Origin of the sequence: Rhodococcoides kyotonense, from assembly GCF_001645385.1 — a bacterium.
In the GTDB taxonomy this organism is placed as follows: Bacteria; Actinomycetota; Actinomycetes; order Mycobacteriales; family Mycobacteriaceae; genus Rhodococcoides; species Rhodococcoides kyotonensis_B.
In genome coordinates, this window is record NZ_LVHI01000004.1 from 22,060 (window position 1) to 34,647 (window position 12,588).

General features: G+C 63.6%; 15 protein-coding genes. 4 read left to right on the forward strand and 11 right to left on the reverse strand.

Annotated features, from left to right (window positions below; all coding sequences use genetic code 11):
• The first annotated feature begins 36 nt into the window (after positions 1-36).
• From A3K89_RS03180 to A3K89_RS03195, 4 genes are read left to right on the forward strand one after another with little or no spacing between them, the layout of a single operon-like run.
• Entirely contained in the window at positions 37-927 is an 891-nt protein-coding gene (locus A3K89_RS03180; protein WP_068421718.1) for a branched-chain amino acid ABC transporter permease, read from the forward strand.
• Positions 924-1,850 (forward strand): branched-chain amino acid ABC transporter permease, encoded by a 927-nt coding sequence (locus tag A3K89_RS03185; RefSeq protein ID WP_068421721.1) that lies wholly within the window; start codon positions 924-926, stop codon positions 1,848-1,850. Before A3K89_RS03180 ends, A3K89_RS03185 begins: the two co-directional genes overlap by 4 nt.
• Entirely contained in the window at positions 1,847-2,674 is an 828-nt protein-coding gene (locus tag A3K89_RS03190; protein WP_068421723.1) for an ABC transporter ATP-binding protein, read from the forward strand. The genes A3K89_RS03185 and A3K89_RS03190 overlap by 4 nt, the downstream gene beginning before the upstream one ends.
• Positions 2,658-3,374 (forward strand): ABC transporter ATP-binding protein, encoded by a 717-nt coding sequence (locus tag A3K89_RS03195; protein WP_068421726.1) that lies wholly within the window; start codon positions 2,658-2,660, stop codon positions 3,372-3,374. Before A3K89_RS03190 ends, A3K89_RS03195 begins: the two co-directional genes overlap by 17 nt.
• Positions 3,375-3,451: 77 nt before the next feature.
• Here A3K89_RS03195 and A3K89_RS25935 read toward each other — a convergent pair whose 3' ends face one another.
• The 11 genes from A3K89_RS25935 to A3K89_RS03245 all read right to left on the reverse strand — a co-directional run bounded on the left by A3K89_RS25935 (position 3,452) and on the right by A3K89_RS03245 (position 12,578).
• Entirely contained in the window at positions 3,452-3,613 is a 162-nt protein-coding gene (locus A3K89_RS25935; protein WP_167674225.1) for a hypothetical protein, read from the reverse strand.
• Positions 3,610-4,902, reverse strand: coding sequence for a phenylacetate--CoA ligase family protein (locus A3K89_RS03200; RefSeq protein ID WP_254303392.1), 1,293 nt, complete (start codon positions 4,900-4,902; stop codon positions 3,610-3,612). Before A3K89_RS03200 ends, A3K89_RS25935 begins: the two co-directional genes overlap by 4 nt.
• Positions 4,899-5,285, reverse strand: a complete 387-nt coding sequence (locus tag A3K89_RS03205) for a MaoC/PaaZ C-terminal domain-containing protein (protein ID WP_068421730.1) — start codon at positions 5,283-5,285, stop codon at positions 4,899-4,901. Before A3K89_RS03205 ends, A3K89_RS03200 begins: the two co-directional genes overlap by 4 nt.
• Entirely contained in the window at positions 5,282-5,746 is a 465-nt protein-coding gene (locus A3K89_RS03210; RefSeq protein WP_068421731.1) for an FAS1-like dehydratase domain-containing protein, read from the reverse strand. The genes A3K89_RS03205 and A3K89_RS03210 overlap by 4 nt, the downstream gene beginning before the upstream one ends.
• Positions 5,743-7,038, reverse strand: coding sequence for a TRAP transporter substrate-binding protein DctP (gene dctP, locus A3K89_RS03215; RefSeq protein ID WP_254303393.1), 1,296 nt, complete (start codon positions 7,036-7,038; stop codon positions 5,743-5,745). Before dctP ends, A3K89_RS03210 begins: the two co-directional genes overlap by 4 nt.
• Positions 7,031-8,512 carry a TRAP transporter large permease gene (locus A3K89_RS03220; RefSeq protein ID WP_068421732.1) on the reverse strand — a complete coding sequence of 494 codons (1,482 nt, stop codon included), beginning with the start codon at positions 8,510-8,512 and terminating at the stop codon, positions 7,031-7,033. The genes dctP and A3K89_RS03220 overlap by 8 nt, the downstream gene beginning before the upstream one ends.
• Entirely contained in the window at positions 8,509-9,060 is a 552-nt protein-coding gene (locus tag A3K89_RS03225) for a TRAP transporter small permease (RefSeq protein ID WP_068421734.1), read from the reverse strand. The genes A3K89_RS03220 and A3K89_RS03225 overlap by 4 nt, the downstream gene beginning before the upstream one ends.
• 90 nt (positions 9,061-9,150) lie before the next feature.
• The gene (locus A3K89_RS03230) at positions 9,151-9,906 is read right to left on the reverse strand and encodes an SDR family NAD(P)-dependent oxidoreductase (protein ID WP_240931026.1); all 756 of its coding nucleotides are present in this window, start codon (positions 9,904-9,906) and stop codon (positions 9,151-9,153) included.
• On the reverse strand, positions 9,891-10,649 hold the full coding sequence (locus tag A3K89_RS03235) for a crotonase/enoyl-CoA hydratase family protein (RefSeq protein ID WP_068421735.1): 759 nt from the start codon (positions 10,647-10,649) through the stop codon (positions 9,891-9,893). The genes A3K89_RS03230 and A3K89_RS03235 overlap by 16 nt, the downstream gene beginning before the upstream one ends.
• Positions 10,646-11,410, reverse strand: coding sequence for an SDR family NAD(P)-dependent oxidoreductase (locus tag A3K89_RS03240; RefSeq protein ID WP_068421741.1), 765 nt, complete (start codon positions 11,408-11,410; stop codon positions 10,646-10,648). The genes A3K89_RS03235 and A3K89_RS03240 overlap by 4 nt, the downstream gene beginning before the upstream one ends.
• Positions 11,411-11,423: 13 nt before the next feature.
• Complete coding sequence (locus tag A3K89_RS03245) at positions 11,424-12,578, reverse strand: thiolase family protein (protein WP_068421744.1); 1,155 nt, start codon at positions 12,576-12,578, stop codon at positions 11,424-11,426.
• Between the last annotated feature and the right edge of the window lie 10 nt (positions 12,579-12,588).

A 12,588-nucleotide genomic window follows, 5' to 3' on the forward strand; every position in this document is an offset into this window, starting at 1 on the left:
ACGTCCGACGAGCGCGGAACGAGGTGATCTGACGATATGGGGCAGACACTCGTCGACGCTGCAATTCTGGGATCCATCTACGTACTGTTCTGTCTGGGAATGAGTCTGGTCTGGGGAACCGTCGGAATCCTGAACTTCGCCCACGGCGCTATCTTCATGTTCGCGGGGTTCGTCGGATACCTGGTGGTCAAGGATCAGCAGTTACCGATGATCGGGGTGATCGCGATCTCGGTGGCCGTCGGCGCCTTGTTGTCGACGGCGATAGAGGTGCTTGCCTTCCAGCCGATTCTGAAACGCGCGAAGACGCACCGAATAGCCGAACTGCAGATCCTGATCGGCGGAATCGGCGTTGCCGCAATCCCACTCGCGATCGCGCAGTACGTCACCAAATCCGAGCCGTTCGGCTTCTCCAACAGTTCCTATGCCGTACAGGTGTTCTCGTTCCTCGGCCTGCGAATCTCCAACACCGGACTGATCATCGTGTTGTCGGCGGTGGTGCTGACTGTCGGTATGGCAGTGTGGCTGCGCAAGTCCATGTCGGGTCTCGCTCTGCGCGCGATCGGCGTCGATTCCGAGACTGCCGCGCTGATGGGTGTCGATCGCAGAACATTGTCGCTGTCCACCATGGCGTTCGCCGGCGGACTGGCCGGTCTCGCGGGCGCGCTGCTGACGTACAACCTGGGTGCCATCACACCGGAGAGCGGTGAGACGCTGCTGATCAAGGCGTTTGCCGTGATCATTCTCGGTGGCGTCGGAAGCACCGCCGGTGTTGCGGCCGGGGCCTACATCCTTGCGCTTTCCGAGACGCTCGTCCTCCGCTTCACCGGAGGTGGGTGGGTCGACGCGGTGTGCTTCGGCATGATCTTCCTGGTCTTGCTCCTTCGGCCTCAGGGACTGTTCGGCCGCAAGGAGGTTCGACGGGTATGAGCGATTTCTATTTCTCCCACATCGTCCTTTTTCAGAGCACGTTCACCGTTCTGTTGCTGGCCCTGAGCATTCAGGTCCAACTGCGTATGGGGGTGTTCTCGTTCGCCGGTGCAGGTTTCTACGGCATCGGCTCGTACGGTGCGGCGATCTTCGTCATCCGATACGGTTTCTCGTCGTTCGCGGCCATCGCGGCCATCATGCTCGTCTGCGGGGCGATCGGCTTTCTGCTCGCACTGCTGGTACAGCGGTTGAACGGCTTGTATCTGGCAATGGCGACGGTGTCGTTCGACCTCATCATCACTGTCGTGGCACACAACGGAGGATCGTTGACCGGCGCTTCGGTCGGTCTGTTCGGTGCACTCGCGTTCCCACAGTTGACGATCTGGCACATCGTGGCGATCACGGTTCTGGTGGTCGTACTGCTGGCGCTGACCGAACGCGGGCGCATGGGACGACGGATAGATGCAGTCCGGGAAGATCCGGAGCTTGCGTCGTCGATGGGTGTGAACGTGTCCCGATATCGCATCGCGTCGTTCGTCATCAGTGGCTTCATCGGCGCGCTCGGCGGCGCGATCAACGTTCTACTTCGCACGACCGTAGCCCCGGAAAGCATCGGGTTCCCCCTGGTAGTACTCGGTTTGACGATCATCATCGTGGGTGGTGGGCGTTCGTGGCTCGGTATCGTTCTCGGCGCGATCATCTTCACCTGGTTGCCGTACTACCTGGAAATCGTGGGGCAGTACCAGGCGATCGTCTACGGCATCATCGTCGCGATCGCGGCCGTCTACGTCCCGGGCGGAATCTATGGAACGGTGCTCGACCTGATCCGCAAATCCAAGGCGAAGCGGCATGCAGTTCCGACGGCACCGCCGGACGACCCGACCCCGGAATTGGATCTCGCGAAAGCAGGAGGCACGTCATGAGCACCGACGCCGCATCACGCGCGAGCGCCGTCGACGCCGGAGAAACCGACGTCGTTCTTCGAATCTCCGATGTCGCAGTCCATTACGGCGGAATCAAGGCAGTCGACGGCATTTCGTTCGATATCACGCGCGGCAAGATCTTCGGGATACTCGGACCCAACGGGTCCGGGAAGAGCACCCTGCTGGCTGCCATCACCCGTCTGACCCCGTTGACCCGCGGAGGGTTGACCTTCGAGGGTTCGTCGTTCGCGACGGTACCGCCGCAGAAGGTCGCAAAACTCGGAATAGCTCGTACGTTCCAAACCGTTCGGCTGTTGCCGGACTTGACCGTTCGCGAGAACATCGCGCTCGGAGCCGATCTCGGGGCGGAGACCGGTGGTCTGCGGAGTCTGTTGCTCGACCGCAAAGGCCTGCTGAAGCGGTCTGGCGACGCCGTCGAGGATGCACTGGAACGCACCGGTCTGACGGGAATGGAAGACATTCGGCCCGGCGAACTGTCCTACGGATTGCAACGGCGCGTCGAGATCGCCCGTGCGATCTCCATGTCCCCGAGACTGTTACTAATCGACGAGCCGACGGCAGGAATGAACAAGACGGAACGCCAGGAAGTTTCGTCGTTGTTGAAGAAACTGCGTGAGGAGGGCCTGACGCAACTACTCGTCGAGCACGACGTGCAGATGATGGTGGAGACCTGTGACACGTTGATCGCGATGAACTTCGGTGTCCTGATCGCGCAGGGCAGACCACAAGCGGTCGTCCGTGAACCCAGCGTGCAAGAAGCCTATCTCGGAAAGCGAGGAGCGCAGGATGCTCGAAGTCAGTGATCTGCATGTCAGATATGGGAAGGTCCGTGCAGTCACGAACATCGGCCTGACTGTTCGGCCAGGTCGAATCACGTTGGTGCTCGGCGCAAACGGTGCGGGCAAGAGCACCACGCTGCGGACCGTGGCGGGTCTCGTCGAGCCCGTCCACGGAACCATCGAGCTCGATGGACGATCACTCGTCGGTCTGAAGGCACACAAGGTGGTCCGGCAGGGCATCTCGTTGGTTCCGGAAGGCAGACAGGTGTTCGCATCCCTGACCGTCGCGGAGAACCTCCGGATCGGGGGCTACACGTCGTCCCGCGCGAAACGCGAACAGAACACAGAGCTGGCGTACGAGCTGTTTCCGATCCTGCGGACGCGCAAGGACGGTCCTGCCGGCCTGTTGAGCGGCGGTGAACAGCAGATGCTGGCATTCGGGCGTGGACTGATGTCCGACCCGAAATACATCATGATGGACGAACCATCGATGGGACTTGCTCCGGCCGTCGTCGACACCGTCATGTCGAGCGTGCGCGAGATAGCCGACCGTGGGCTCGGTGTGTTGATGGTCGAGCAGAACGCTGAAGCCGGGCTCCGCGTCGCCGACGACGTCGTCGTGGTCAACCGCGGCGAGTCCGTGTACTCCGGGAGCGCGGAAGAGGCACGGACACATTCCTCGGTGGTCCTCGCGTTCCTCGGTGAAGCGGCACTCGGGGTCTGACGACCCGAAGACGATCCGGCCCGAGTGCGTTGGTGGGCACTCGGGCCGGACAGTTTCTCGACGGGCCACGCGATCGATCAGCTCTGTGTGCCGAGTTCCCAGGCCAGTTCGTCCACGAGGGCATCTATTCGTTCGCAGAACTGGACCAGTATCGGCGACTCGGGGAGTTCAGCCACGCGAGACGCTACGGCATCGAGATGTCTACGTGCCTTCTCCAGTTCGTCTGTCAGTTCGCTCATCGCACTGCCCTCCGGTCCGTCCATCGCCGTGACTTGAAGTGCTGCTCTCCCAGCGTCCCTGGCGGCAGCACCGACACCGTCATCGAGATACCGATGTCCCGCTTCACCGCGTCTGCGATTCGATCGCACAACGCCGGATGCCTGTCTCCGCTTACTTCGAGTTCGAGATCGACTGTCTCGCTGCCTTGTTCGGTGGTGTGGACGGTGGCTCGGTAGTCGAGGACGGGATCGCGCAACACGACGGCATCGACCGCGCTCGGCCAGATGTTCATGCCCTTGACCTTGATCATGTCGTCCATGCGACCGATGGAACCGGCCTCGAACTCGGGAAAGAAGCCGTCGCGCAGGAGCTTGATGCTGTCACCCATTCCGAACCGGATACTGGGAGTGCCCCGGGTGCGCAGCGTCGTCACGACGATCTCGCCGCGTTCTCCCGGCGGAACCGGTGCTCCATCGTCGCCGAGAACCTCGATGAAGCAGCGGTGTCCGATCCCGTGCAGGACACCGCGTCCGTGGCCGGAGACAGCGCCGGACCTGGTCGCCATGACCACGCCGAGGGTCTGGGTCGCCCCCCATCCCTCGTGGACTGTGGCGTTCCAGAACTGCTGCATCTCGATGGCCCACTCGACTCCGTAGGGCTCACCGGACAGAAAAATCGCGCGTAGCGCACACCCGTCGTGCCGGGGATCGAATCCGATTCGCTTGGCTTCGGCGGTCATGCGATGCAGGTACGACGGCGTGATGGACACCCCGGTGCAGCCGAACCTCGTCAGCATCTCGATCCGTTCGACGGTCGAGCCGGTGAACCCGTTGATCGGCACCATGCCTGCCGCAGTCGCCGTGGCTTGAAAGTAGGGGCCTGCCATCGTCTGCGAGTACGGAATCGTGAACAGAATCGGCTCTCCCGGTCGCAACCCGGCCCAGAAGTACTGGTAGGCACCACCTGTTCCGAGCGAAGCCAGGTCGTGCGACGTTCGACGGTGCAGCTCCTTGCCCACACCGCTCGTTCCGCTGGTCGAGTGGATCTGTCGTGCGTCGGCCCGCCAGGCGTCGGGAAAGCGTTCCTGGAATCGGAGGTAGTCGCGTTTGCGCACCACCGGTACCGATGTCGTGAACGTGACTGCGTCCGTGACGGATTCGACGTCGACGCCGTGCTCTGCGTAGAACCACCGGTGGAACGGTGACTCGGCCGCGGCCAGACGTACGGCGCGTACGATTGCCGCGTCGACGAAGCTCCGTGCGTCCTGCTCGCTCATCGTCTCGATGCGGCTGTTGGCTCGGAGCATCATGCACCTTCCCAGCGCACCACGGCTGTTGCCGACGCGGCGCGTCGATCGGCTGCTTGAACGAGGACGAGGTCGACCGTCGTCGACGTGTCGCATTCCTGCGTCACGACTCCTCGAACGACGACGTCCTCGCCTGCAAGTACGAATCCGTGGAGCGTAATCCCGTCGAGACTTTGCAGCGTTCCACGTCCACCGGCCCACTCGCCGACGCATCGCTCGAACATGGCGAGCACGAACATGACGTCTGCATATGCCCCGGGTGCGCCGCCGGCCCGGGCAGCGTCGGGGTCGATGTGGGCGGGCGCGAAGTCGCGGCTCGCCCCGGCCGACATGATCAGTCGTTGAAACGTCAAAGGAAGCCGCACTTCGGGCAACTGCACTGTCATCGTGGATCCTCGAAAGGAAAGTACCGGTACACACTGCATCGTTCGATCGCGACGACGACCCCGTCCTGTCGGAGGAACGTGAGCTCGAAGTCGACGAACGAACCGTCGCCGACGCTCGTCCGCTTGGGAGTCACGCCGGTGACGCGGTATTCGGTGGTCACGACGTCGCCCGGCCGTAGTGGCTCGAAGTAGTCGAACTCCATCCGATTGGTCATCGACTGTGCCGCGGGTATCCCGCACGCATCCCACGGCAGCGGCGGCAGGACGTCGTCGGGCAGCGTGGCGTCACCCGGTGTCCAGTAGGCAGGCATCGAGAACGACGACAGCATCGCCCAGGGGGCAATCGGATTCACCGGGTCCGAGTACCGGGGATCGGTCATCTCGTGGGCTTCGACGAAACGTCGAATGGCAGAGATGGACACCGCTTCCGCGCCGACCGTGACCGCTACCGGATCGCTCATGCGTCGTCCTGCGGCGCGGTCGGCCGGTGGGCAAGCAGGATCTCGTCGAACACGGCGTCGACATACGGTCCGAGATCGACCGCTTCGTCGTCGTAGAAATCCGCGAACTCGGTGTAGGTCATCGACTCGTCGTATCCGAGCTCTCGGACGAGGACACTCCAACGGTCCGCGGTGTCCGACCACTGGGTCAACGACGACGCCGCATCCTCGAGTGCAGTCGAATTCTTCAATGTCTCCAATTGCTCGGCGTTCACCGTCCGAAGTCGATCGCGTGCGTCGGGTGCGAAATCGCTGATCGTCCCTCCCGCGTTCTGGATGGTGTGCACACCCTGAACCATCGCCTCCCATGCCGTTCGGATGTTGGTCTCGAGGAATACGTCGAGCCGATCGAACAAGAGTTGCCGAACGAGTAGTGGCAAGCGTTCCCAGCGGTTCTGATTCAACGCGACCGACCCGAAGGTGAGCGCGAATCCTGCTTCGGGCTCGATGATCACCTCTGGGGTGATGTCGAGATAGCCACCGAGGACCGCATTCTGTATCGACGTAGCCGTGCAATCCACGACGCCGCGTTGCAGACTCTCGTACAGCTCGGAGTACGAGGCGCTCACCGGGATCGCGCCGAGTCCGCTGATCTGCGCACCCTGTGTACGTCCGGCGGCAGCAATCTGCCGTCCGCGTAATTGATCGAGCGTCCGCGCCTCGTCGGTGCACAGCAGCGCCATCCCGCCGCCGTTGTACGACGGCATCAGCAGGTGCATGTCGTTGTCCTCGAACTCCTGTGCGACTTCGTCCGTCGCATAAGCAGATTCGAGCAGCCAGGCGTGCGACTGCAGAATGCCGGCGAGAGGCGACATGTCGCCCAGGAACGACGCGTTGATCAGCGTGTTGACGGCGGGGTATTCGGCCGGCTGGTTTGCGGGGGCGAACCCGTCGATGTCGGTGCGGCCATCGCCGAGCGCGTCGTCGATCTCCGTGGCCCCGGCGATGGCGTTCGCATAGAAGATCTCGAATGTGACCTTGCCGCCGGACCACTCGGTCACCGCGTCGTAGTACACCTCCATCTTGTCGCTCACGAACGACCCCTGTGGGCCTGGAGTTTGAGCGTAGAGGTGGATGGGCTCGATCTCGTCGAACGCGTCACGGTACTCCTCTGCGGTTGCGCCGAACTCGATTCCGGGTCCACCGCCTGCGGGTGCGGAGATCGCCGCACACGATGTGACGACGAGAGACGCGGCGACTGCAGCCGCGCAGGGGAGAGACTTCCTGTAGCCGAACACCGTATTCTTACCCACCCATCTGGCTTGGAAGGAAGGTCGCCACCTGCGGGAAGAGGACCATGAGGACGACGAAGATCAACGCGATCGGCATGACCCAGGCGACGCTCGCGAAGACGTCGCGAAGGCTGATCTTGTTGCCGAGGTTGACTTCCGGGTCCTGGGCGACACCGTGGACTATGTACGACAAGATCCCGACGGGTGGAGTGATGACCGCGAGTTCGCCCATGAAGACGACGAACACTCCGAACCACAGCAACGAGATGTCGAGGTAAGCGAGCGTGGGAATCAGCAGTGGAACGGTCAGCAGCATCATCGCGAGGGCGTCCAGGAACATGCCCATGACGAGGTAGACCACCGTCATCAATCCCAGGAACTGCCACGCACTGAGGCCGAGACCCGTTGTCCAGTCGGTGAATCCGGTGGTCAGTCCGGTGAGCGGAAGCATGCGCGACAGGGCAGTGGCGCCGAGGAGCATCAAAAAGATCGATCCCGTGCTGGCAACCGCACTTACTGCTGCTTCGCTCACCGCCGACCACGGACGATCGTGCCGACGTGCGAACAGCGCGACGAACAACGCAACCATCGCGGCAGCCGCGCCTGCTTCGGTCGCGGTGAAGAAGCCGGAGAACATACCGACGACGACGACGAGTACGAGCACCGGTACCGGCCACACCGACGCCAGCGCACGCCATTTGGCAGCTGGCGACGCCACGTCTGTCGAGACCCTTTCGGGCGTCTTGGGTTTCACGACCGCCGCGGCGGCCATCAGCGCGATGCTGAACAGGATCGCCACCGCGATACCGGGTCCGACGCCGGCGAGCAACTGCTCTCCGACGGGAACTTCGGCGATGCCCGCGAAGACCACCAGTGTGATCGACGGCGGAATCAGCTGGCCCGGAAGTCCTGCGGCCATCACCGACCCGATCGCCAGTCGTTTGTCGTATCCCGCTCGGAGCATCTCGGGAATTCCGATGCGCGCGAGGGCGTATGTGGTTCCGACGGTCGAACCACTGACCGACGCCAATCCGGCGCCGGCGAGATTGGTGCCGACGGCCAGACCGCCTGGCATCCATCCGAGCCACGTGCGAGCTACGTCGTACAGCTTCTCGGTCACACCCGAACGCCAGAGGAGCAGTCCCATGAAGACGAACATCGGAACGACGCTCAACGTCCATTGCGCGACGTTGTGGTACGGCAGCTTGCTCACGGTACTCGTCACCACGCCGAAATCGCGCAACGCCCACATTCCGAGAAGGGCGGACACCAGCAGCGCGAATCCGATGTGCATGCGCAGGAAGATCAGGCTCAGCAGCAGAACGATCGACAGCACGCCGATGGTTTCCTTCGAGCCGCCGAGGAACATCCCGACCGACGACCCCGCTGCGGCAAGCACGAATACCGTCAGCGTGACCGATCCTGTGGGAAATCGGCCTGCGCGGACACGTCCTGGAAGGGGACGAGGGCGTTCCCGGGTCGCGACGGCGGTCATCGGGCTGTCTCCGTTTCGGCGGTCGTGGCGGCTTCGGGCTCGACGGCCACAGCCGATCCGGCGTCGTCGATCTCTTTGTTGCGCAACTGTTTCGACGTCAGTACGAGGTACTGGGTGCCGAAGATCGCGAACGTGATCGGGACCAGGTAGGTCAGCGGCCATGCTGCGATATCGGTCAGGCCCGCGGTCAGTTCGATGGCGCGGTTGTGCTGGGCGTGCGCGAACGAGTACACGGCTGCGAGGATGCACACCGCTGCGCAGACGATGCTCGCGCCCGCCGCGACGTAGCGCTTCGATGCTCGGGGGAACCGTGTGAAGAACATGTCGGCCCAGACGTGTTCACCGCGGTGCATTGCAATGACGAAGCCCAGCAGTACCACCAGAGGCATGTACCAGTACTGGACGCGTTCGAGTGTTCCCGTGATCGGCTCGCCGAAGACGGTGCGCGAGAATGCGTTTGCGACGGTGTGTACCATCATCGCGAACAGTCCGACGACGGCAGGAATCTCGACGATCTTGAACAGGCGTTCGCCGGCAGGAGTTGTCAAGGTGGAGTCTCCGCTCGAATGATGTGATGCGGATTACCTTATCCATATTAATGATGCGTAGCAATACAAATGGACGAATCGGGCGACCGTTCAATACTGGCCCGACGCGCCCCCGTCGACCGAGAGCATGGTTCCGGTCAGGAAGGGGACGTCGTCGCGAAGCAGGAACGCTGCGGTGCGTGCGATTTCGTCGGCGCTCGCCATGCCGCGGCCGCCGACGCCCTGTGCGGGGATCGGTTGCCCGTCGCGGGCGAGCAACGCCCGAAACTTCCCGATGATGGGGGTGTCGGTCGACCCTGGGCAGATGCAGTTGACCGCGATCCCGAACTGTCGCACTTCTGCGGCCGCTGTCCGCGTGAGGCCGAGCGTCGCGTGCTTGGACGCGACGTAATCTCCCCGTTTCGGTGCGCCCTGAAGGCTGGCGATCGAACCGGTGTTGACCACCTGGCCGCGTCCCGCGTCGATCATGTGTGGCAGAACGTACTTCAGGCCGTAGAACATACTGTTCAAGTTGATCGCGAGCGTGGACGACCACTCGTCGACGGACATGTCGACTATCGTGCGATTGGCACCGGCGATCCCGGCATTGTTGAAGAACTTGTCCGGCGTGCCCAGCGAGCTCAGTGCCGCTCGGACGTAACCTTCCACCTCGTCCGGCTTCGACACGTCCGCCCGATGCGGCACCACCGTGCCCGCCGCCAGCGATGCGGTCTCCTCGGCGCCCGACAGATCGATGTCCACCGCCAGCACTCGGGTACCACCGCGTGCCAGTTCGAGAGCGACGGCACGGCCGATGCCGCTCGCGGCGCCCGTGACGATGGCGACCGACATCACCGGCCCTTCCATACGGGTGGCCGCTTCTCCTTGAATGCCGTCGCACCTTCGCGGGCATCCTCCGACGAGCGGACGGGCTCGTAGATCTTCCACATCTCGGCGAATTGCTCGTCGTTCGACCAGTCGCGTGCCTTGGTGATGATCTCCTTGGTCGCGCGGACTGCAAGCGGCCCGTTCTTCGCGATCTTCCTGGCCAGTTCCAGCGCGGTGGACAACGCTTCACCGGCAGGGGTCAGTCTGTTGACGAGTCCGGCGTCGGTTGCTTGCTGGGCGCTGATGAAATCGCCTGTGAGGCACCATTCCACGGCGAGAGCACGTGGAACCCGCTGTGGGAGCCTCAGCAATCCGCCGCCGCCGGCGAGTAGTCCGCGCTTGACTTCGGGCAGTCCGAACACCGCGGTCTCCGACGCCACGACGAGATCGCAGGCGAGCACGATCTCGAAACCGCCTGCTACGGCGTGTCCTTCGACTGCGGCGATGAGCGGTTTGGCAGGAGGAGTCTCGGCCAGACCGGCGAAACCGCGTCCCGGTATCGACGGTTTCTCCCCTGCGAGAAAGGCTTTCAGGTCCATACCGGTGCAGAAGCTCTTACCTTCTCCGGCGATGACGCCTGCGACGAGGTCGTCACGTTCGTCGAGCTCGTCCATCGCGTCGGCGATGCTCCGCGCCGTGGCGGTGTCGATCGCGTTGCGCACCTCCGGGCGCGCGATGGTCACGACCTGAACACCGTCGATCTGCTCGATCTTCACGGTCATCGCGGTGCCATTCGGATCGCGCCGTCGAGACGGATGACCTCACCGTTGATCATCGCGTTGTCCACGATGTGCAGCGCAAGTTTCGCGTACTCGTCTGCATCGCCGAGCCGTGCCGGGTGCGGAATCTGAGCGGCCAGACCGTCGCGAATGTCCTGCGAGAACCGTGACAGGATCGGGGTGTCGAAGATGCCGGGAGCAATGCTGTTGACGCGTACCAGTTTTCGGGCGAGATCCCGGGCCGCGACGAGCGTCATGCCCACGACGCCTGCTTTGGCCGACGCGTACGGGATCTGACCGATCTGGCCTTCCCATGCGGCCACGGAGGCCGTCATGATCACGACGCCTCGTTCGCCGTCGACCGGCTCGTTGCGCACCATGCGCGCAGCGCCGAGGCGCAGGACGTTGAAGCTTCCGATCAGGTTGGTCTGGATCAGTGAGGTATACAGCTCCAGCGAGCCTGGGCTTCCGTCCTTCTCGACGACGCGCACCGTACCCCCGCGTCCGGCGCAGTGGATCACGGACCGCAGTGGCGCCCGCGCCTCGGCGAGGTCGAGGGCCGCGTCCACGGCGTCGGGATCGGCCACGTCGGCGGGACCGAATTGCACGAGGTCGCCGAGTTCCTGCGCGACGTCCTTACCCGCGGACTGTGGGAGGTCGACGATGACGGTGTGCACTCCGGCGGCCGTGAGCCGTTTGACCGTCGCGAGCCCGAGGCCGGACGCGCCGCCCGTGACGACGGCGGACGAGTTGCTGAGATCCATGAATTCTGGCTCCTTATCTCGGAATTTCGATGATGGTGGCGTTTGCCATGCCGCCCGCTTCGCACATGGTCTGCAGTCCGTAGCGTCCGCCGGTGCGTTCGAGGTGGTTGATCATGGTGGTCATGATCCGCGCCCCGGACGCACCCAGTGGATGACCGAGCGCGATCGCGCCACCGACGGGATTGAGGACGTCCTCCGACACGCCGAGTTCTTTCGCCCATGCCAGCGGCACCGAGGCGAATGCCTCGTTGACCTCGAACGTATCGATGTCGGCGAGGGTGAGTCCGGCTTTCTTCAGCACCTTCTCGGTGGCAGGAATCGGACCGGTCAACATCAACAGCGGGTCATCGCCGACGACGGCCGACGCGACGATCCTCGCGCGTGGACGCAGGCCCAGTTCCTTCGCACGATCCTCGCTCATGACCAGCAGCGCCGCCGCACCGTCGGTGATCTGAGACGCATTGCCCGCGGTCACCGTCCACTCGAGATCCGGGAACTGTGCACGTCGTTCGTCGGTTCCGAACACTGCCTTGAGCCCGCTCAGCTTCTCGGTCGTCGTACCCGTTCGGATGGTCTCGTCGGCGTCGAGTCCGCCGACCGGCACGATCTCACCCGAGAAGTCGACAGCGGACGCCCGCTCGTGCGAGCGCGCCGAGTAGTCGTCGAGTTCCGACCTCGAGAGAGCCCATTTTCGGGCGACGAGCTCGGCCGAAATTCCCTGGGGAACGAGCGTCGGGAAACGATTGCGGACGCCTTCGCCGAAGGGGTCCGCGTCGCCGTAGGCACTTCCCATCGGCACCCGACTCATCGACTCGACACCACCTGCGATCGCGATCTCGTACGCGCCTGCGATCACCCCCTGGACGGCGAAATCGACTGCCTGCTGGCCTGACCCGCACTTTCGCTCGACAGTCACGGACGGGACGTGCACCGGGAACCCTGCGGACAGGACTGCCTGACGCCCGGGCGTGCCTGCCTGCTCGCCGTTGCCGCCGACGCAGCCGATGACGACGTCGTCGACGAGTCCGGCGTCGAGCTGGGATCGATCGACCAGGTGCCGCAGCACCTGGCCCAGCAGATCTGCGGGATGCAGGTGCGACAGGCCCCCGCCCGACTTTCCCTTGCCCATCGGTGATCGAACGGCATCGACGATGACTGCTCGAGTCATGAAAACCCTC

Bases quoted from the DNA above. Each gene is read 5' to 3' on its own strand.
- A3K89_RS25935 (WP_167674225.1), bottom strand. From the start codon at position 3,613: ATGAGCGAACTGACAGACGAACTGGAGAAGGCACGTAGACATCTCGAT.
- A3K89_RS03210 (WP_068421731.1), bottom strand. From the start codon at position 5,746: ATGAGCGATCCGGTAGCGGTCACGGTCGGCGCGGAAGCGGTGTCCATC.
- A3K89_RS03245 (WP_068421744.1), bottom strand. From the start codon at position 12,578: ATGACTCGAGCAGTCATCGTCGATGCCGTTCGATCACCGATGGGCAAG.
- A3K89_RS03185 (WP_068421721.1), top strand. From the start codon at position 924: ATGAGCGATTTCTATTTCTCCCACATCGTCCTTTTTCAGAGCACGTTC.
- A3K89_RS03190 (WP_068421723.1), top strand. From the start codon at position 1,847: ATGAGCACCGACGCCGCATCACGCGCGAGCGCCGTCGACGCCGGAGAA.
- A3K89_RS03230 (WP_240931026.1), bottom strand. From the start codon at position 9,906: ATGGAAGGGCCGGTGATGTCGGTCGCCATCGTCACGGGCGCCGCGAGC.
- A3K89_RS03235 (WP_068421735.1), bottom strand. From the start codon at position 10,649: ATGACCGTGAAGATCGAGCAGATCGACGGTGTTCAGGTCGTGACCATC.
- A3K89_RS03220 (WP_068421732.1), bottom strand. From the start codon at position 8,512: ATGACCGCCGTCGCGACCCGGGAACGCCCTCGTCCCCTTCCAGGACGT.
- A3K89_RS03180 (WP_068421718.1), top strand. From the start codon at position 37: ATGGGGCAGACACTCGTCGACGCTGCAATTCTGGGATCCATCTACGTA.
- A3K89_RS03200 (WP_254303392.1), bottom strand. From the start codon at position 4,902: ATGATGCTCCGAGCCAACAGCCGCATCGAGACGATGAGCGAGCAGGAC.
- A3K89_RS03240 (WP_068421741.1), bottom strand. From the start codon at position 11,410: ATGGATCTCAGCAACTCGTCCGCCGTCGTCACGGGCGGCGCGTCCGGC.
- A3K89_RS03205 (WP_068421730.1), bottom strand. From the start codon at position 5,285: ATGACAGTGCAGTTGCCCGAAGTGCGGCTTCCTTTGACGTTTCAACGA.
- A3K89_RS03195 (WP_068421726.1), top strand. From the start codon at position 2,658: ATGCTCGAAGTCAGTGATCTGCATGTCAGATATGGGAAGGTCCGTGCA.